Origin of the sequence: Pseudonocardia hierapolitana (genome assembly GCF_007994075.1) — a bacterium.
GTDB classification, from domain to species: Bacteria; Actinomycetota; Actinomycetes; order Mycobacteriales; family Pseudonocardiaceae; genus Pseudonocardia; species Pseudonocardia hierapolitana.
The window spans coordinates 8,066,676-8,084,556 of the sequence record NZ_VIWU01000001.1 but is presented as its reverse complement, the minus strand read 5'-3'; the positions used below and the strand labels follow the sequence as shown (position 1 = coordinate 8,084,556).

Below are 17,881 nucleotides of genomic sequence, written 5' to 3'. Positions count from 1 at the left end.
CCGAGGACACAGCGCCCACTGAGGACACAGCGCCCACTGAGGACACAGCGCCCACTGAGGACACAGCGCCTACTGAGGACACAGCGCCTGCGGAGGGCCGGCCGGTCACCGTCGACCGGCACACCGTGCTCGCCACGGCGGTGTTCGGCGGGCTGCTGCTGCTCGCCGCCGTGCTCGTGATCGTCGACGCGTTGCGGCTCCCGGCCACGTCGGCCGTGGTCGGGCCCGCGGCCGTGCCGCTGCCGGTCGGGGTGGCGCTCGGCGCGGTCGGTGCCGGGCTGCTGGTCGACGCCCGCCGCAAGCTGCCCAGGGCCGGGACAGGCACCCCGTGGCAACGCCGGGCCGGGCTGCGGGTGCTCGGCCTCGTCGCGGCGCTGATCGGGTTCGCGCTGCTGCTGCCGCTGCTGGGCTACGTCGTCACCGCCACCGCGCTCTTCGTCGCCGCGGCCCTGCTGCTCGACGCCCCGCGGGACTGGCGGGTGCTCGCCTGGGGCTGGGCACTGGCCGCGGTCGTGTTCCTCGTCTTCGACCGGCTGATCGGGCTCACCCTGCCCAGCGGCCCCTGGGGGTTCTGATGGATCAGCTGGGGCTGCTGATGGAGGGCTTCGCGGGCGCCCTCACGCCTGCGCACCTGCTGTGGGCGCTGGTCGGCGTCACGATCGGCACCGCCGTGGGCGTGCTGCCCGGGATCGGCCCGGCGCTCACCGTCGCGCTGCTGCTGCCGATCACGTTCCGGCTGGAGCCCTCCAGCGCGCTGATCATGTTCGCCGGCATCTACTACGGCGGCATGTACGGCGGGTCGACGACGTCGATCCTGCTCAACACGCCCGGCGAGAGCGCCTCGATGATCTCGGCCCTCGAAGGCAACAAGATGGCCCGCGCGGGGCGGGCCGCCGCCGCGCTCGCCACCGCGGCGCTCGGCTCCTTCGTCGCCGGCACGATCGGCACCGTCGCGCTGACGTTCCTCGCACCCCTCGTGGCCGACTTCGCCACCGGCTTCGGCCCGCCGGAGTACGTGGCGCTGATGGCCGTCGCGTTCGTCACGGTGAGCGCGTTGCTCGGGCCGAACCTGCTCAAGGGCTTCGCGAGCCTGCTCGTGGGCGTCACGATCGGGCTGATCGGGATCGACGCCCAGACCGGGCAGCCCCGGCTCACCTACGGCATCGACGCGCTGCTCGACGGCATCGACGTCGTGATCGTCGTGGTGGCGCTGTTCGCGCTCTCCGAGGCGTTCGGGCACCTGCTCACCGGCACCGGGCACGCGACGGTCGAGCCGCTGCGGGGGCCGGCCGTGCTCTCCGGGTCGGACTTCCGCCGGTCGTGGCCCGCCTGGTTGCGGGGCACCGCGCTCGGGTTCCCGATCGGGAGCCTCCCCGCCGGTGGCGCCGAGGTGCCGACCTTCCTGTCCTACGCCGCGGAGAAGCGGCTCACCCGCCACCCCGAGGAGTTCGGTCGCGGGGCGATCGAGGGCGTGGCAGGGCCGGAGGCCGCCAACAACGCGGCGGCGGCGGGCGTGCTGGTCCCGCTGCTCACGATCGGGCTGCCTACGTCGGCAACCGCGGCCGTGATCCTCACGGCGTTCCAGTCCTACGGGCTGCAGCCGGGCCCGCAGCTCTTCTCCGAGTCCGGCGCCCTGGTCTGGACGCTCATCGCGAGCCTGTACGTCGGCAACGTGATGCTGCTCGTGCTCAACCTGCCGCTGGTGCGGATCTGGGCCCGGCTGCTCGAGATCCCGGCGTACGGCATCTACGCCGGTGTGCTGGTGTTCGCGACGCTCGGGGCGTACGCGGCCGGTGGCACCGCTGTCGACCTGCTGGTGTTGTGCGGGCTCGGCCTGCTCGGGCTGCTGATGCGGACCGCGGGGGTGCCGGTGGCCCCGGCCGTGGTCGGGTTGATCCTCGGCCCGCTCGCCGAGCAGCAGCTGCGCCGCGCGCTCACCCTGTCGGAGGGCGACCCGGCGATCCTGGTGTCCTCGCCGATCACGGTGTTCCTGTGGATCGTCGTCCTGCTCTCGCTGCTGATCCCGCTGCTGCTGCCCGTGGCCAAGCGGCGCAGGCGTGCTCTCACGCGCCGGTGATCTCCACCTCGGCTGGTCGCTGGCGGCGAGCTAGCGCACCGGACGGCCGAGTGCCATCGCCGCCGGCGCGCCGAGCACCAGCACGGCGCCCCAGGCCAGGACCGCGGTCGGGCCGAAGCCGTCGACGACCAGGCCGCCGCCGACCGCGCCCAGCGCGATCGCCCCGTTGAAGACACCCGCGAAGAGCGACGAAGCCGTCTCCCGCGCGTCCGGGGCGGCGACCGTCATCCATGTCTGAGCGGTCACCGAGACCCCGCCGTACCCGAGGCCCCATACGACCAACGCGACCGCGGCGAGGGGCGCCGACGGCGCGAGCGCGAGCAGCAGCACGGCGGCCACGAGCAGCCCGGCGAGCACGAGCACGGTGCGCCGCACCGACCGGGCCGCGGCCGTGCCCGAGACGAAGTTGCCCGCCACGCCTGCCACGCCGTAGACCAGTAGCAGCGTGCCGATCAGCGGGGCGTCGATCGCGCGCGCCTCCAGCACGGGACGCACGTAGGTGTAGGCGCCGAAGTGCCCGATCACCAGCAGCGCCACCACGACGAGCCCGGTGACGACCCGCGGGTTGCGCAACAGCGCGGTGATGCCGGAGAGACCCGCCGCGCGCTCGGCCGGAAGCCGGGGGAGCAGCACCGCCATCGCGAGCGCAACCGCCGCCGACACCGTCGCGACCACCACGAACGCCGCCCGCCACCCCGCGATCGCCCCGAGGAACGTGCCCGCAGGCACGCCCAGCACGGACGCCACGGCGATGCCGCTGAAGATCGTGGCGGTGGCGCGCCCCACGGAGCCCGCCTGGACCAGCCGCACCGCGAGCCCCGCCGCGACCGACCAGACGCCCCCCATCGCGATCCCCACCACGACCCGGGCGACGATCATCACGGCGAAGGTGGGCGACCACGCGGCGAGCAGGTTGGCGAGAGCGAGCAGCCCCATCAGCGCCACCAGCGCCGTGCGCCGGTCCAGACGCCCCAGCGCGGGCACCACCAGCGGCGCGGAGACCGCCGCGACCACCCCGGTGATGGTGAGCGTCTGCCCGGCCACGCCCTCACTCACCGCGAGCGCGGCGGCGATCGGGGTGAGCAGCCCGACCGGAAGCATCTCCGCCGTGACGACCGTGAAGATGCCGGTCGCCACCACGATCACGGCCGGCCAACCGGTCGTGCGAGTCACTGTGTTGGATTGCCTCCGCTCCGCTCCGGCGGCTCGCGGGCCCTCCAGGCCCCGTCCTGCTCCTCCGGTGCTCGGTCGCTCGTACCTCGCTCCCTGCGCGCCTCCCCCGCAGGACGGCGCCGGCCCACTCGCAGTCATGATCCCCAGCCCACCGCCGGCGGCGGCGCGGAACAACGACGGAGCTCTCACGCTTCCATGAGCGGGACTCATCGATCGGAGGTCGCGTGGTGGCCGGGCTGGAGATCCGGGAGCTCGAGTGCTTCCTCGTCCTCGCCGACGAGCTGCACTTCGGACGGACGGGGGAGCGGCTCTACGTCTCCCAGAGCCGGGTGAGCCAGCTGATCGGCTCCCTCGAACGGCGCGTGGGCGCCCGCCTCGTTAGCCGCACCAGCCGCAGCGTGCGCCTCACCCCGCTCGGGCAGCGGTTCCGCGCGTCCCTCCGACCGGCCTACGACGCAATGCGCGCGGCCGTCGACGAGACCCGCGACGCCGCCCGGACGGTCCCCGGCCCACTGCGCGTCGGGTTCCAGGGCACGGCCGACGACCGCCTGCTCGCCGCCGTCACCGCCTTCCAGGACCGGCACGCCGGCAGCAGCGTCGAGATCACCGAGATCCCGCTGTCGGACCCGTTCGGCCCGGTGCACCGCGGCGAGGTCGACGCCGCCGTCGTGCTGCTGCCCGTCGAGGAGGAGGGGATCGTGCTGGGGCCGGTGTTCTCCCGGCACCCGCAACACCTCGCGATCTCCATCCGGCACCCGCTCGCCGGCTGCGCCGAGGTCTCGGCCGAGGACCTCGTGGACGTCCCGCTGATCTCCGCGGCCGAACCCGCGGGGGAGTACTGGCGCCGCGCCCACGCACCCGCCACCACCCCCGGTGGACAGCCCATCCCCCGCGGCCCGGCCGTCAGCACGCTGCAGGAGGGCGTGTGGCTGATCGCCGCCAACCGCGGCGGCATGCTGTTGTGCGCGCCCACCGCCGCCTACCACCGCCGCCGCGACGTCGTGGACGTCCCGGTCGCAGGCCTCCCGGAAACGGCTCTCGGGCTGGTGTGGCACCACGACCACGAGAACGCGAGGATCCGCGCCTTCGCCGAGGTGGTGGCCGAGACGGTGCCGTAGCTCGCGCGTTCCGACGAACGGCGCCTTCGTCGGATAGGTTCCGACGAACGCGCCGTTGGTCGGAATGCGAGCCGAGAACGGGGGCGCCTCGGGCTACCGCCGCCACCAGCGGGACCGGTGGGGCGGGCGGATCTCCACCGAACCCGCCCGCACCGAGCCGCGGATCCGGAAGAGCGGGCCGTCCGGCGCGTCGGCGCGGGGGCGCACGTGGTTCTCGACGCCGGAGAGCGTGGCCTGCAGCTCACCGTGCTCGACGCGGGCCCCGGCGGGCAGGCGCAGCTCCACCGAGGCGGCCACCACGTCCAGCTCGATGTCGACGACCTCGTGCGGGATGCGCGCCTCGGTGAAGTCGAGCTCCGCAGAGCCGAGCGTGGTGCGCACCACCAGGTGCGCGGGCACGTCCCAGACACCCCGGCGGCTGACGGAGCCGAGCGTGCTGCGGACCTCGCCGGTGCCTGTGTCGCTTCCGGTGTCGGTGACGACCGGGGCGGGGCGGTGGACGGGAGGCCGGGCGGGCGCCGGTACCTGCGCCGGCCGGTCCGGGTGGGTCAGGCCCGGCAGGTCGAGCAGCACGGCGTTCAGCTCGCCGCGGGTGCGCGCGGCGAGGGCGGTGTCGACGCGGCGGGTGAACTCGTCGATGTCGAGCAGCCCCGAGCCGGTGGCCCGCTGCAGCAGCCCGACGACGTGCTCGCGCTCGGCGTCGGAGACGCGCAGGAAACGGGCGGTCGTCTCGTCGGGCACGTCGTCACCGTATCGCCACGGCCTGATCGAGCGCCGGTGATCGAGCGCCGGTGATCGAGCGCGGAATGATCGAGGGCCCGGACGCGTTGGCCCGCATGATCGAGGAGGGTCGATGAGCAGCACGACGAGCGCCGCGGAGCTCACCGCGGCCGACCGGGAGTTCCTGGCCGCGCCCCGGCTGGGCTTCCTCACCGTGGCGGGCGGTACCGGGCTCCCAGAGCCTCGGCCGGTGTGGTTCGAGGTCACCGAGGACGGCGCGGTGCAGCTGTTCTCCCTCGCGACCTCGCCGAAGGTCCGGCGGGTGCGCCAGGACCCGCGGGCGTCGCTCGTCGCCGCCAACGCCTTCGGGGAGCAGGAGAACTGGATCGCGATCAGCGGCACCGCGACCGTCGAGCAGGACGGCGCAGGCGAGCTGGCCACCCGTCTCGGCGCGCGCTACTGGGACCTCGACGACCCGGAGAAGGCGGCCGCGCTGACGTCGATGGTGGAGTCCGATCTCGTCCGCATCGTCATCCGGCCGGAGCGGATCAGCCGCTACGGCGGCTGACCTGCACCAGCAGGTACAGCAGGACGGGTGCGCCGACGGCGGCGGTGAGCACGCCCGCCGGTAGCTCGTCCGGGCTGAACAGGCGGCGCGCGGCGAGGTCCGCCGAGACCACGACGAGGGCTCCGACCCCGGCCGCGGGCAGCACGCCTGCCGACCGCGGGGTGAGCACCCGGCGCACGATCTGCGGCGCGACGAGCGCGACGAAAGCGATCGGGCCCGCTGCGGCCGTGGCGAGCGCGGTGAGCGTCACCGCGGCCGCCACCAGCGCGGCCCGGGCCGTTCCGATCCGGCCGTCGAGGGCGCGCGCGAGGTCGTCCCCGAGCTCCAACAGCCGCAGGTGGCGGGTGAGCAGCAGCACGACGGGCGCTCCGATCGCGAGCCCGGCCGCCACCGTGAGCACGTCCGGCCACGAGCGGCCGGCCACGTCGCCCACGAGCCAGGTGGCCGCCTGCTCGGCCGCGTACCGGTCGGAGCGGGTGAGCAGGAACGACGCGGCCGCGTTCGCGAGCGCGGTGACGCCGATGCCGACCAGCACGAGCCGGTGGGCGCCACCTCGGGCGGCGACGGCGTAGACCGTCGCCGAGGCGACCACCGCGCCGGTCAGCGCTCCCGCGGCGACCGCCGTCGCGCCCGCCCCGGCGACCACGATCACGACCACCGCTCCCGCGGACGCGCCGGCCCCGACCCCGATCACGTCCGGGCTCACGAGCGCGTTGCGGGCGATGCGCTGCAGCACCATGCCGGCCGACCCCAGCGCCGCGCCGACGAGCAGCGCGACGAGCGCGCGGGGAAGCCGGTTGCGCACGACGACGTCGTAGGTGAGCAGGGTGCCGTGGCCGGCGAGCGTGTCGAGCACGGTGGAGAGCGGCATGGGGTAGTCGCCGACGGTCACGGCGTGCAGCGCCACCGCGACCGCCGCGGTCCACGCGGCCGCGCCGAGCAGCACGGACGCCGGCTCCACCCGCACCGAGACCCGCCCGGCCCGCAGGGTCGCGGTCACAGGTCCCCCACCCGGCGCCTGCGGAGCAGGTACAGGAAGACCGGCGCGCCCAGCACCGCCGCGGTGACGCCGACCTGCACCTCCTCGGGCCGCAGCACGACGCGGCCCACGACGTCGGCCAGCAGCAGCACCAGCGCCCCGAGCAGCGCCGAGAGCGGCAGGACGCGCACGTGCGCCGGGCCGGCGAGCGCCCGCGCGGCGTGCGGCACGACCAGCCCGACGAACCCGACCGGGCCTGCGACCGCCGTGGCCGTGCCGGCGAGGACCACGACCGCCGCGATGGCCGACCCGCGCAACAGGGCGGGCCGGGCGCCGAGGCTGCGCGCCGTGTCGTCGCCCAGCGCGGCGGCGTCCAGCGGGCGGGCGAGCGCGAGCGCGAGCACCGTTCCGGCGGCGAGGAACGGGACGGCCTGGAGCACGATGGGCAGGTCGGCCCTCGTCAGCGAGCCGACCAGCCAGAACCGGAACCGTTCGAACAGGTCGTGGTCACGCAGCACGATGGCGGAGGTCAGGGAGAACAGGAGGGCGGAGACCGCCGCCCCGGCCATCGCGATCTTCACCGGCGTGGCGCCGTCGCGCCCGGCGGAAGCGATCGCGAGGACGGCACCGAGCGCGAGCGCGGCCCCCGCGAAGCAGAACCACACGTAGCCGCCGAGCGGCCCCACCCCGACCAGCGCCATCGCGACCAGGCCCGCGAACGCCGCCCCGCCGTTGACGCCGAGCACCTCGGGCCCGGCCAGTGGGTTGCGGGTCAGCCCCTGCGCCACCGCGCCCGCCAGCCCGAGCCCGGCGCCGGCGAGCAGGCCTGCGGCGGTGCGGGGCACGCGCAGGTACAGGACGACGGCGTCGGCCGGCCGCCCGGCGGGCGCCGTGAGCGCCAGGACGACGTCGGCCGGGGTGACGGGCTGGATGCCGACGAGCAACGACAGCCCGGCGGCCGCGACCACACCGAGGGCGAGCCCCACCGCGACACGCGCGCACCGAGCCCGCGACTCACGCGCACCCACAGCGCGACTCGCGGTCCGAGCGTGCGCGAGTCGTGGGCTGGGTGCGTGCGAGTCGGGCTCTGCCCGCGCCCTGATCACCGGCGGTCGGGGTGCACGAGCGAGGCCACCAGTTCGGCGGCGTGCGGCACCCGCACCCCGGCGGCGCGGTCGGCGAAGAGGAAGCCGTGCACGCGGCCCTCGCGCACGGCCCTGAGCCCGGCGAACGCCGGGTTCGTGCGGATCCGCTCCGCGTCCGGCTCGGCGTCGGCGGGGGTGTAGGCGCCGTCGCAGCACGTGCTCGTGAGGATCACGTCCGGGTCGCGGGCGATGATCTCCTCGGCGCCGACCGGGACGTTGCGCCTGCCCCGCAGGTCGTCGAACGCGTTCTCGGCGCCCGCGATGTCCAGGATCCGCGTGACGAAGTCCAGGCCGCCCGCCACCCGGAACGTGCCGTCGTCCTCCGGTGACACCACCGCGACGCGCGCGCGGGGCGCGTCCGCAACGCGCCGCTGCACGGCCGCGATCCGGGCCTGGATGCCGGCCACCACCTGCTCGGCCCGGTCCGCCACGCCGAAGAGCCTGCCCAGGTCGCGCACGTCGGCGTAGACGTTCTCGATCGTCACAGACGCGGGGTCGATCGCCTCGTCGGACCGGCCGTCGGCGCTCGGGCACAACGGCGAGAAGATCCAGGACTGCACGCCGAGCTCGCGCAGGCTCGCCCGGGTGCCCAGCGACTCGGAGCCGGTGGTCGCGAACAGGCCGTTGTAGCCGGACACGACGAAGTCGGGGTTCGCCGCGAGCAACGCCTCCCGGCTGGGGAGCTCGGGCAGGTGGTCGGTGGCCGCCTGCGCGTCGACGTACTCCGGGAGCACCTGCGCGTCGAGGAACGCCGTTCCGACGACGCGGTCGCTCACACCGAGCGCGTGCACCACCTCGATCGCGGGCTGGTAGGCGGCGTAGATGCGCTGCGGCGGACCGGGCACGGTGACGTCGATCCCGCAGTTGCGCGCGGTCGTGCCGCTACCCACCTGAGCGCCGGGTGACGGCGGGCCGCCGCAGGCGGCGAAGAGGAGCGCCGCGGCAGCGAGCGTCGACACGATTCGGGGCAGGGCGGAGCGCGGCATGGCCCAACTATGGCCCATCTGAACAAGTCTTCAGACAAGGGCCACCGAAGGCCGGCCTCACGGGCATGATCAAGGCTTCGGCCCGAAAACGGGCGAAACAACACGGAAGCGCGCCGAACTGCCGATCACGCCGCCCGAAGCGCCGCCTCAGGCGACTTCACACACCCAGTACGGACTTCACACAAGGCCGGCCTTGTGTGAAGTCCATGCTGGGTGTGTGAAGTCGCTGTCCGGCTACGAGCGGGAGTACGGGCTCAGGAGCAGCTCCAGCTCCCGCTCCAGCCCCGCCTCGCCGACGTCGACGACCTCGAGGGGGAGCCGCAGGTACGCCGCGGCGCGCTCGGCGGCCACCCGGATCCGCGGCACCGGGTGCTGGGCGAGCCAGACCACCCGCCGGTAGTGGCGGAAGTACTCCTCGCGCAGCTGCGGGTACCGGTCGAGCCCCAGCTCGCGGATCACCGACCGGTCGAAGGAGAGCGCGAGGTAGTCGGTGAGCACGTACGTGCCGGGCTCCTGCTCGTAGATCTCCCGCATGCGCGCGGTGCCGGCGAAGGCGTCGTAGCAGGTGTCGCCGCGGAGCCGCAGAACGCCGAGCCGCGCACACACCTCGTCGAGCGCGCCGTAGGTGCCGCAGTCGGCGTAGGCGACGGCGACGGCCGCGTGCGTGGCGCGCAGGTCGGCCACCCGCTCCTCGACGGCCGCCGCGATGCGCTGGGGCCGGTTGTGCAGGAGCGGCGGCAAGGGATGCACGTCGACCGGCCACCCCCGCCTCCCGACGACGGCGGCGACATGCGAGGCGATCGCCCCGCAGGCCACCACCGCGATGTCAGGTGGGGAATGCCAGCTGGTCGATGAACCGGTCGTTGAAGTCCGGGCGGTCGGAGAGCTCGACGTAGCGCACCTCCTCCAGCAGGGCCTCGGCCGCGGCGCGCTCGCGGACGGACAGGAGGGCCATCTTCGCGCCCTCGCCCGCGACGTTGCCTGCGCTGACGATCCGCAGCACCGGGATGCCGGGTACGAGGCCGATCCGGACGGCCGCGGCGGGGGAGAGGTAGCTGCCGAACGAGCCGGCGAGCAGCACCTGCTGCACGTCGGCCGGGTCGATGCCCAGCTCGGCGGCGAGCAGCCGCCAGCCGGTGGCGATCGCGGCCTTCGCGAACTGCAGCTCCCGCACGTCGCGCTGCGACAGGTACACCCCGGCGGCGAGGACGAACACACGCTCCTCGCCGACGGTCTGCAGCCGGTCGGCGAGCCCCGGCCGCAGCGCCTCCGCCGCCTCCCGGGTCAGCAGCCGCCCCGAGCCGTCCAGGAGCCCGACGCTCAGGAGCGCCGCGACCGCGTCGACCAGCCCGGACCCGCACAGCCCCACCGGCTCGACGTCGCCGATCACCTGCAGCGCCACGTCGTCGTCGGAGATCTTGACGCCCTCGATCGCGCCCGGCGCGGCGCGCATGCCGCAGCGGATCTGCGCGCCCTCGAAGGCGGGACCCGCGGGCGCCGCGGTGGCGAGGACCCGCTCGCCGTCGGACAGCACGATCTCGCAGTTGGTGCCCACGTCGACGAACAGGCGCACGCGCTTGTCGCGGTCCATGCCGGACGCGAGTGCGCCGGCCACGATGTCGCCGCCGACGTACGCGCCCAGCGCCGGGAACACGTACGCCCGCGCGGCCGGGTGCAGGGCGAGCCCGAGGTCGTCGGCGCGCAGGCCGGCGAACGAGCGCGTGGACATCACGAACGGTGCCACCCCGAGCGGCTCGGGGTCGATGCCCAGCGCGAGCGCGGTCATCGTCGCGTTGCCCGCGACCGCGACCTCGTAGACCTCGCGCGGGTCGACGTCCGCGCCGGCGCAGACCTCGTGGGCCAGCTGGTTCAGGGCGTCGCGCGCGTGTCCGGTGAGCCGGCCGAGCGCCTCCGGGTCGAGCATGGTGGCGCTGATCCGCGTGATCACGTCGCCGCCGAGCGGCTGCTGCGGGTTGAGCAGCGACGCGACGCCCGCGGGGGTGCCGGTGGTGAGGTCCAGCAGCGTGGCGACGACGGTGGTCGTGCCGAGGTCGAACGCGATGCCGAACATGCGCTCGGTCGTGTCCCCGGGTTGCACGTCGATCAGCACGTCGTCGACGAGCACGGCGGTGACCCGGAAGTCCGCGGCGCGCAGGGCGCGGGGGAGCGCGCGCAGCGCGTGCAGGTCGACGGTGGGCTCCAGGTCGTCGAGCGCGGCGAGCAGGCGCTCGAGGTCGGTGCGCTGGTCGGCGAGCGTGGGTTCGGGCAGCTCCACGCACCGCTTCTGCACCGCGGGACGCAGGATCACCTGCCGCCCGACGCCCACCGTGGCCGCCTTCGGCCGGGTGACGAGCGGCGGAACCGTGACGCGGACGTCGCCGGTGGCGGGCGCCCGGCACGCAAGCCGCCAGCCGGCGCGCAGCTCGTCGGCGTCGAAGGCCCGCGGGTCCAGGCGCGAGACGGGCACGTCGCCGTCCGTGACGCGAACCTTGCACTTGCGGCAGGTGCCGTGCCCGCCGCAGGTGGAGTCGATCGCGATCCCGTTCCAGCTCGCGGCGTCGAACAGGGTGACGCCGGCCGGCACCCGCACGTCACGGTCCTGGGCTCCCTCGACCGCGTAGGAGATCCGGACCCGCTCGCCGGTCATGCTGTCTTCTTCTTCGCCCGGTGCGCGGCGATCCAGGACGCACCCCACTCGTCGTTGCCGAGCAGCAGGTCGGCGGCCTTGACCGCCTCGACGATCTGCGGGGTGCGCACGTCCATCACCGCGCTGGTGAGCCCGCAGGTCATCGCCATCGGCAGGAACGCGGAACCCAGCGCGTGCCGGTCGGGCATCCCGAACGACACGTTGGACGCGCCGAGCGTCATGTTCAGGCCGAATTCGGCACGGATCAGCTCGATGGTGTCGAGGGTCTTGCGCACCAGCGTGGAGTCGGCGCCGATCGGCATCGCCAGTGGGTCGATCACGATGTCTTCCAGGGGGATGCCGTACGTGCCCACCGCGACGTCGACGATCTTGCGGGTGATCTCCAGCCGCTTGCGCGGGTCGTCGGGGATCTCGTCCTCCTCGTTGGGCAGCGCGATCACCGCCGCCCCGTGCTCCTTGACCAGCGGCAGGATCGCGTCGAGCCGCTCCTGCTCGCCGGTGACGGAGTTGACCAGCGCCTTGCCGCGGTAGGCGGACAGGCCCGCCTCCAGGGCCTCGACCACCGAGGAGTCGATGCACAGCGGCAGGTCGGTGAGCTCCTGGATCATGGTGACGGCCTTGGCCAGCAGCTCGGCCTCGTCGGTGAGGGGCACGCCCATGTTGACGTCGAGCATGGTGGCGCCGCCCGCGACCTGCTGCTCGACGTCCACGGCGATCCGGGAGAGGTCCCCGGCGCGCAGCTGCTCGGCGAAGAGCTTGCGGCCGGTGGGGTTGATCCGCTCGCCGATGAGGCAGAACGGCTGGTCGGGGCCGATGACGACCTCGCGCGTGGCGGAGCTGACGGTGGTGTGCACGGCTACACCGTCACTGTCGCGTCGCGGGAAGCGCGCTTGATGGCGATCAGCTCCTTGGCGCGGCGCACCGCGGTGGACGCGTCGGCGGCGTACCCGTCGGCGCCGACGGCGTCGGCGTACTCCTGCGTGACCGGGGCGCCGCCCACCATGACGATCACCTGGTCGCGGAGTCCGGCCTTCTGCAGGGCGTTGATGTTGGCCTTGAACATCGGCATGGTCGTGGTGAGGAAGGCGGAGAACCCCACGATGTCGGGCTTGTGCTCCAGCACGCCCGCCACCACCTTCTCCGGCGAGACCTGAACGCCCAGGTCGATCACGTGGAAGCCTGCGCCCTCCAGCATGATGTTGACCAGGTTCTTGCCGATGTCGTGGACGTCGCCCTTCACCGTGCTCATCAGGAACGTGCCGACGGTCTGGGCGCCGGTCTCGGCGAGCAGCGGGCGCAGCCGGTCGAGCGCGCCTGCCATCGCCCGGCCGGCGATGAGCATCTCGGGTACGAAGAAGTCGCCGCGCTCGAACCGGGCGCCGACCTCTTCCAGGGAGGGTATGAGCGCGTCGAACAGCATCGTCTCCGGCGCCATGCCGGCGTCGAGGCCCTGCTCGGTGAGCTCCAGGACCCGTGGCCCGTTGCCGACGAGGGTCTCGTCGTAGAGCGCCCTGAGAATCTCCGCGTGGATCTCCTCGTCGGTCATATCGCTTCCTTTCCCTGGTGACCGAGCTGGGCGGACAGTCCGCGCAGCTCACTGACCAGGACATCCCCGAGCCGGGTGATGCCGTGGTCGTTGATCCGGGTGGTGGGGCCGGACACCGAGACGGCGGCGATCACGGCCCCGTCGACGCCCCGGACCGGGGCGGCCACCGCGCCGAGCCCCACCTCCAGCTCGTCGAGCGAGACGGCCCAGCCGCGCCTGCGCACCTCCACGAGCATGTGCTCGAGCGTCGCGCGGTCGACGGGGGAGTGCGGGGTGCGCCGCTCCAGCTGCCCGGGCGGAAGCGGGAGCGCGCCGTACGCGTAGAGCACCTTGCCCAGCGCGGTGCAGTGCGCCGGCACGTCGACGCCGACCCAGTTGGTGGAACCGAGCAGGTACCGGCTGTCGATCTGGGCGATCTGCACGACCTCCCGCCCGCGCGGAACGCTCAGGTTGACCGTCTCCTCGGTGATCTCGCCGATGCGATCGAGGGTGGGTCGCGCGAGCTCGACGAGGTCGTGCAGCGCGCTGGGCCGGGCGGCGTAGATCGAGAACAGTGCGCCGGGGCGGAAGGCGCCGCTCTGGTCGCGCTGCACCAGCCTGCTGCGTTCCAGTGCCTGCAGCAGGCGCGATGTGGTGGACTTCGCGAGCCCCAGCTCGGCCACGAGCGAGGTGAACGTCCGCGGCGCGCCCGACTCCACCACGAGGGCGAGCAGCGCGCTCGCGCGGTCGACGGCCTGGCTGCCCAGTTGTTGAGTCGGCATCGCGGGTCCGTTCCCAAAAGAGTTCCATGTTATGGAACCAGTGTTCCGAGGAATGCCGTTAGGATCCTGCCGGCACCGTCCGGAGTCAAGGCCGGTTTTTTGGGGAGATCCGCAGGGGGTCCGCATGTTCCGCAACGCCATGCCGCGCTACGAGATCCTTTCCGAGGAAGCGATGGCCACCCTCGACGGCGGGTGGCGGCGGATCGTGAGCGAGATCGGGGTGGAGTTCGTTTCCGAGCGGGCGCTGGAGCTGTTCCGCCAGGCCGGGCAGAAGGTCGAGGACCAGTGCGTGATCTTCGATCCGGACTTCGTTCTGGAGCAGGTCGCGAAGGCCCCGCGCTCGTTCGACGTGCAGGCCCGCAACCCGGCGCACACCGTGCACATCGGTGACGACGCGATGGTCTTCGGCAGCGTCTACGGGCCGCCGTTCGTGCGCGAGGGCGACGTCCGCCGCGACGCGAAGCTCGCCGACTTCCACTCGTTCGCCAAGCTCGCGCAGAGCTTCGACGCCATCGACTCCGCAGGTGGGGTGGTGTGCGAGCCCGAGGACGCCCCGCTGGACTCCCGGCACCTCGACATGACCTACGCCCTGCAGACGATCACCGACAAGATCTACATGGGCAACGTCGTCTCGGGCGAGAACGCCCGTGACACCCTCGCCATGACCGAGATACTCTTCGGCGGCCGCGAGGCCGTCGAGAACACCCCCGCGACCATCTCCTTGATCAACTGCAACTCGCCGCTGCGCTGGGACGAGCGCATGCTCGAGGCGCAGTTCGAGTACTCGGCGGCAAACCAGCCGGTCGTGCTCACCCCGTTCCTCCTGATGGGTGCGATGTCACCGGTTTCCATTCCGGCAACGCTCGCGCAACAGATGGCCGAGGCGCTCACCGGCATCGCGTTGTCGCAATTGATCAGGCCGGGCGCACCGGTGATCTTCGGATCGTTCCTGTCGAACATCGACATGCAGTCCGGTTCACCCTGTTTCGGGACACCCGAATCGGCGATCGGGCTGCTCTGCACGGGGCAGATCGCTCGGCGTTTCGGGCTACCGGTGCGTTCCGGGGGCGGGCTGACCTCCAGCCAGACCCCCGACGCGCAGGCCGGCTACGAGAGCCTGATGACCATGCTCCCGACGTTCCTCGCGGGCATCAACTGGGTCATGCACTCCGCGGGCTGGCTGGAGGGCGGGCTCGTGGCGTCGTACGAGAAGTACGTGCTCGACGTCCAGGTGCTGGAGATGCTGCAGCAGGAGTTCACCCCCCTCGAGATCGACGAGGCGTCGCTGGCGTTCGGCGCCCACGACGAGGTGCGCCACGGCGGCCACTTCCTCGGCGCCGCCCACACCATGGAGCGCTTCCGCACCTGCTTCTACCGCCCGTTCGTCAACAGCTCCGACAACTACGACCGGTGGATGCGAAACGGCGGGAAGGACGCCGCGGCTCGCGCCGCCGACGTCGCACAGAAGCGGCTGGCGGAGTACGAGCCCCCGCCGCTGGACGAGGCGATCCGCGAGGAGCTGGAGGCCTACGTGACGCGGCGCCGCCGCGAGCTGGGCGACTGAAGGGCAACCCATTCCGACGAACGGCGCCTTCGTCGGTGCCCATCCGACGAAGGGGCCGCTGGTCGGTCGGTGGTGGTACTCGGGGAGGAGCGACATGGTCGGATCGCGGGTCGTGATCATCGGGGCCGGTGTGGTCGGGGCTGCCCTCGCGGACGAGCTTTCCGCGCGGGGGTGGACCGACGTCACCGTCGTGGACCAGGGTTCCCTTCCCGCGCCCGGGGGGTCGACGTCACACGCGCCGGGGCTCGTGTTCCAGGCCAACCCGTCCAAGACGATGACGGAGATGGCCCGCTACACCGTCGAGAAGCTCAGCACGCTGGAGCTGGACGGGCAGCCCTGCTACCTGCAGGTCGGCGGCCTGGAGGTGGCCACGACCCCGGAGCGGCTCGCCGAGCTGCACCGCCGCTGCGGCTGGCTCACCTCGTGGGGCGTCGAGGCCCGGGTCGTGGGCGCCGACGAGTGCGTGGCCCTGCACCCGCTGCTCGACCGTGGCCTCGTGCTCGGCGGCCTGCACACCCCCACCGACGGCATCGCGAAGTCCGTGCGGGCGGTCGACGCGCAGCTGCGGGCGGCCGCCGCGCGCGGGGTGCGGGTCCTCGATCGGCACGAGGTCACCGGCATCACCGTCGAGGACGGGCGGGTCACCGGCGTCGTCACCGACCACGGCGAGCTGCCCGCCGACGTCGTCGTCTGCTGCGCCGGGATCTGGGGGCCGAAGGTCGCGGCGATGGTGGGCGTGTCGCTGCCGCAAACCCCGCTCGCGCACCAGCTCGCGTACTCCGGCGCGCTCCCGGCGCTCGCCGGCCACGACCGCGAGGCCACGCACCCGATCCTGCGCCACCAGGGCGCCGACCTCTACCTGCGCGAGCGTGGCGAGTCGCTCGCCGTCGGCTTCTACGGCCACGACCCGCTGCCGATCGACGCCCGCGACATCGCAGGCGTCGACGAGGCCGAGGTGATGCCGTCGGTGCTGCCGTTCACCGAGCACGACTTCGCCCCCGGCTGGGCCGACGCGCAAGCCCTCGTGCCGGCCCTGCGCGACGCCAAGATCGAGGAGGCGATGAACGGCCTCTTCTCCTTCACGATCGACGGCATGCCGCTCATGGGGGAGGCGCGCGACGTCCGCGGCTTCTGGCTGGCCGAGGCCGTGTGGGTCACCCACTCCTGCGGCGTCGCCAAGGCCATGGCCGAGTGGCTCGTCGACGGCCGGTCGGCGAGCTTCGACCTGCACGAGTGCGACGTCAACCGGTTCTGGCCCCACCAGCTCGCCCCCGACTTCGTGCTCGCCAAGAACACGCAGAACTACGTCGAGGTCTACGACGCGCTGCACCCGCTCGAACCCATGCTCGAGCCGCGCCCGCTGCGCACCTCGCCGTTCTACGAGCGGGAGCGCGTCCTCGGTGCCGTCTTCCTGGAGGCGGCGGGCTGGGAGCGTCCGCACTGGTACGAGGCCAACGCCGCGCTCGTCGCCGGCCGTGACATCCCCACCCCCGACGACTGGGCGGCCCGCTGGTGGTCGCCGATCGTCGGCGCCGAAGCCCAGATCACCCGCGAACGCGTGGCGCTCTACGACATGACCTCCCTGACGCGGATCGAGGTCGTCGGTCCGGGCGCGGCGGCGTTGCTGCAGCGGGTCACCACCGGCAACGTGGATCGGTCAGTCGGCACCGTCACCTACTGCCTCCTGCTCGACGAGGACGGGGGCATCCGCAGCGACATCACCGTCGCGCGCCTCGGGCCCGAGGAGTTCCAGGTCGGCGCCAACGGCCCCCTGGACCTGGATCTCCTGCTGCGGGAGGCACCCGACGGTGTTGCCGTCCGTGACGTCACCGCAGGCACCTGCTGCATCGGCGTCTGGGGCCCGCTGGCCCGCGAGGTGGTGCTGCCGCTCGCCCCCGACCTCGCCGACGTCCGCTACTTCCGGGGCAGGCGGGTGCACGTCGGCACGGTGCCGACCACCGCGCTGCGGCTGTCCTACGTGGGCGAGCTGGGATGGGAGCTGTACACCACCGCCGACATGGGCCGCACGTTGTGGGACACCCTCTGGGAGGCCGGGCGCGAGCACGGGATCATCGCCGCGGGCCGCGGCGCCTTCAACTCCCTCCGACTGGAGAAGGGCTACCGCTCGTTCGGCACCGACATGACGTTCGAGCACGACCCGTGGGAGGCCGGGCTCGGTTTCGCGGTCAAGCTCGACAAGGGGGAGTTCACCGGCCGCGACGCCGTGCTGCGCCGCCGCGACGACGTCCGCAGGCGGCTGGCCTGCCTCACCCTCGACGAGACCGTGCTGGGCAAGGAGCCGGTCTACGCCGACGGGCACCCGGTCGGCTACGTCACCAGCGCCGCATACGGCCACACCGTCGGCCGCGGGATCGCCTACGCCTGGCTGCCCGCCGAGCTCGCGACGCCGGGGCGGTCGGTCGAGATCGGCTGGTTCGACCGGCGCATCCCGGCGGTGGTGGCCCGGGAACCGCTCTTCGACCCGCAGATGCAGCGCCTGCGCGGCTGACTGCCGGTACTCGCGATCACGGCCGGGTGGCACCTAGGCCGATCGGTGTCGTCCCTGTCGTAGCACGTGAGTACGGTGGGTGACTGAT

16 protein-coding genes are annotated in these 17,881 nt (G+C 73.3%); 6 read left to right on the top strand and 10 right to left on the bottom strand.

What is annotated here, in order from left to right; genetic code table 11:
- Window positions 1–125 precede the first annotated feature (125 nt).
- Entirely contained in the window at window positions 126–575 is a 450-nt protein-coding gene (locus FHX44_RS38055; RefSeq protein WP_170309210.1) for a tripartite tricarboxylate transporter TctB family protein, read from the top strand.
- On the top strand, window positions 575–2,077 hold the full coding sequence (locus FHX44_RS38050) for a tripartite tricarboxylate transporter permease (protein ID WP_147260186.1): 1,503 nt from the start codon (window positions 575–577) through the stop codon (window positions 2,075–2,077). Before FHX44_RS38055 ends, FHX44_RS38050 begins: the two co-directional genes overlap by 1 nt.
- A 30-nt stretch (window positions 2,078–2,107) precedes the next feature.
- On the opposite strand, the gene FHX44_RS38045 is transcribed toward FHX44_RS38050, so the two are convergent.
- A complete protein-coding gene (locus FHX44_RS38045) occupies window positions 2,108–3,250 on the bottom strand; it encodes an MFS transporter (protein ID WP_246170812.1) in 1,143 nt (380 codons plus the stop codon).
- 224 nt (window positions 3,251–3,474) lie between these two features.
- Here FHX44_RS38045 and FHX44_RS38040 point away from each other — a divergent pair, with 224 nt between their 5' ends.
- Entirely contained in the window at window positions 3,475–4,368 is an 894-nt protein-coding gene (locus FHX44_RS38040; RefSeq protein WP_246170811.1) for a LysR family transcriptional regulator, read from the top strand.
- 93 nt (window positions 4,369–4,461) lie between these two features.
- Here the strand turns inward: FHX44_RS38040 and FHX44_RS38035 are convergent, their stop codons facing one another.
- Window positions 4,462–5,109 carry a DUF1707 SHOCT-like domain-containing protein gene (locus FHX44_RS38035; protein WP_147260184.1) on the bottom strand — a complete coding sequence of 216 codons (648 nt, stop codon included), beginning with the start codon at window positions 5,107–5,109 and terminating at the stop codon, window positions 4,462–4,464.
- Between the two features lie 112 nt (window positions 5,110–5,221).
- Between FHX44_RS38035 and FHX44_RS38030 the strand changes: the two genes are divergently transcribed.
- Window positions 5,222–5,656, top strand: a complete 435-nt coding sequence (locus FHX44_RS38030) for a pyridoxamine 5'-phosphate oxidase family protein (RefSeq protein WP_147260183.1) — start codon at window positions 5,222–5,224, stop codon at window positions 5,654–5,656.
- Here FHX44_RS38030 and FHX44_RS38025 read toward each other — a convergent pair.
- From FHX44_RS38025 to FHX44_RS37990, 8 genes are all read right to left on the bottom strand, one after another.
- Window positions 5,637–6,656, bottom strand: a complete 1,020-nt coding sequence (locus FHX44_RS38025) for a FecCD family ABC transporter permease (RefSeq protein WP_147260182.1) — start codon at window positions 6,654–6,656, stop codon at window positions 5,637–5,639. The genes FHX44_RS38030 and FHX44_RS38025 overlap by 20 nt on opposite strands.
- Complete coding sequence (locus FHX44_RS38020; protein ID WP_246170810.1) at window positions 6,653–7,621, bottom strand: FecCD family ABC transporter permease; 969 nt, start codon at window positions 7,619–7,621, stop codon at window positions 6,653–6,655. Before FHX44_RS38020 ends, FHX44_RS38025 begins: the two co-directional genes overlap by 4 nt.
- A gap of 116 nt (window positions 7,622–7,737) precedes the next feature.
- A complete protein-coding gene (locus FHX44_RS38015; RefSeq protein ID WP_147260180.1) occupies window positions 7,738–8,766 on the bottom strand; it encodes an ABC transporter substrate-binding protein in 1,029 nt (342 codons plus the stop codon).
- A gap of 234 nt (window positions 8,767–9,000) precedes the next feature.
- Window positions 9,001–9,516: a DUF1638 domain-containing protein gene (locus tag FHX44_RS38010; RefSeq protein ID WP_212612832.1), complete on the bottom strand. Its 516-nt coding sequence runs from the start codon at window positions 9,514–9,516 to the stop codon at window positions 9,001–9,003.
- A gap of 76 nt (window positions 9,517–9,592) precedes the next feature.
- Window positions 9,593–11,413 (bottom strand): ASKHA domain-containing protein, encoded by a 1,821-nt coding sequence (locus FHX44_RS38005; RefSeq protein WP_147260178.1) that lies wholly within the window; start codon window positions 11,411–11,413, stop codon window positions 9,593–9,595.
- Window positions 11,410–12,267, bottom strand: a complete 858-nt coding sequence (locus tag FHX44_RS38000) for a dihydropteroate synthase (RefSeq protein WP_147260177.1) — start codon at window positions 12,265–12,267, stop codon at window positions 11,410–11,412. Before FHX44_RS38000 ends, FHX44_RS38005 begins: the two co-directional genes overlap by 4 nt.
- 2 nt (window positions 12,268–12,269) lie before the next feature.
- Window positions 12,270–12,959: a corrinoid protein gene (locus FHX44_RS37995; RefSeq protein ID WP_147260176.1), complete on the bottom strand. Its 690-nt coding sequence runs from the start codon at window positions 12,957–12,959 to the stop codon at window positions 12,270–12,272.
- Window positions 12,956–13,720: an IclR family transcriptional regulator gene (locus tag FHX44_RS37990; RefSeq protein WP_147260175.1), complete on the bottom strand. Its 765-nt coding sequence runs from the start codon at window positions 13,718–13,720 to the stop codon at window positions 12,956–12,958. Before FHX44_RS37990 ends, FHX44_RS37995 begins: the two co-directional genes overlap by 4 nt.
- Before the next feature lie 124 nt (window positions 13,721–13,844).
- Here FHX44_RS37990 and FHX44_RS37985 point away from each other — a divergent pair, with 124 nt between their 5' ends.
- Together FHX44_RS37985 and FHX44_RS37980 are read left to right on the top strand one after the other, a co-directional pair.
- On the top strand, window positions 13,845–15,284 hold the full coding sequence (locus tag FHX44_RS37985; RefSeq protein ID WP_147260174.1) for a trimethylamine methyltransferase family protein: 1,440 nt from the start codon (window positions 13,845–13,847) through the stop codon (window positions 15,282–15,284).
- 94 nt (window positions 15,285–15,378) lie between these two features.
- A complete protein-coding gene (locus tag FHX44_RS37980; RefSeq protein ID WP_147260173.1) occupies window positions 15,379–17,793 on the top strand; it encodes a GcvT family protein in 2,415 nt (804 codons plus the stop codon).
- Window positions 17,794–17,881 lie beyond the last annotated feature (88 nt).

Coding starts and splice junctions, on each gene's coding strand:
- FHX44_RS38050 (WP_147260186.1), top strand. CDS start 575: ATGGATCAGCTGGGGCTGCTGATGGAGGGCTTCGCGGGCGCCCTCACG.
- FHX44_RS38030 (WP_147260183.1), top strand. CDS start 5,222: ATGAGCAGCACGACGAGCGCCGCGGAGCTCACCGCGGCCGACCGGGAG.
- FHX44_RS38015 (WP_147260180.1), bottom strand. CDS start 8,766: ATGCCGCGCTCCGCCCTGCCCCGAATCGTGTCGACGCTCGCTGCCGCG.
- FHX44_RS38005 (WP_147260178.1), bottom strand. CDS start 11,413: ATGACCGGCGAGCGGGTCCGGATCTCCTACGCGGTCGAGGGAGCCCAG.
- FHX44_RS37995 (WP_147260176.1), bottom strand. CDS start 12,959: ATGACCGACGAGGAGATCCACGCGGAGATTCTCAGGGCGCTCTACGAC.
- FHX44_RS37990 (WP_147260175.1), bottom strand. CDS start 13,720: ATGCCGACTCAACAACTGGGCAGCCAGGCCGTCGACCGCGCGAGCGCG.
- FHX44_RS37985 (WP_147260174.1), top strand. CDS start 13,845: ATGTTCCGCAACGCCATGCCGCGCTACGAGATCCTTTCCGAGGAAGCG.
- FHX44_RS37980 (WP_147260173.1), top strand. CDS start 15,379: ATGGTCGGATCGCGGGTCGTGATCATCGGGGCCGGTGTGGTCGGGGCT.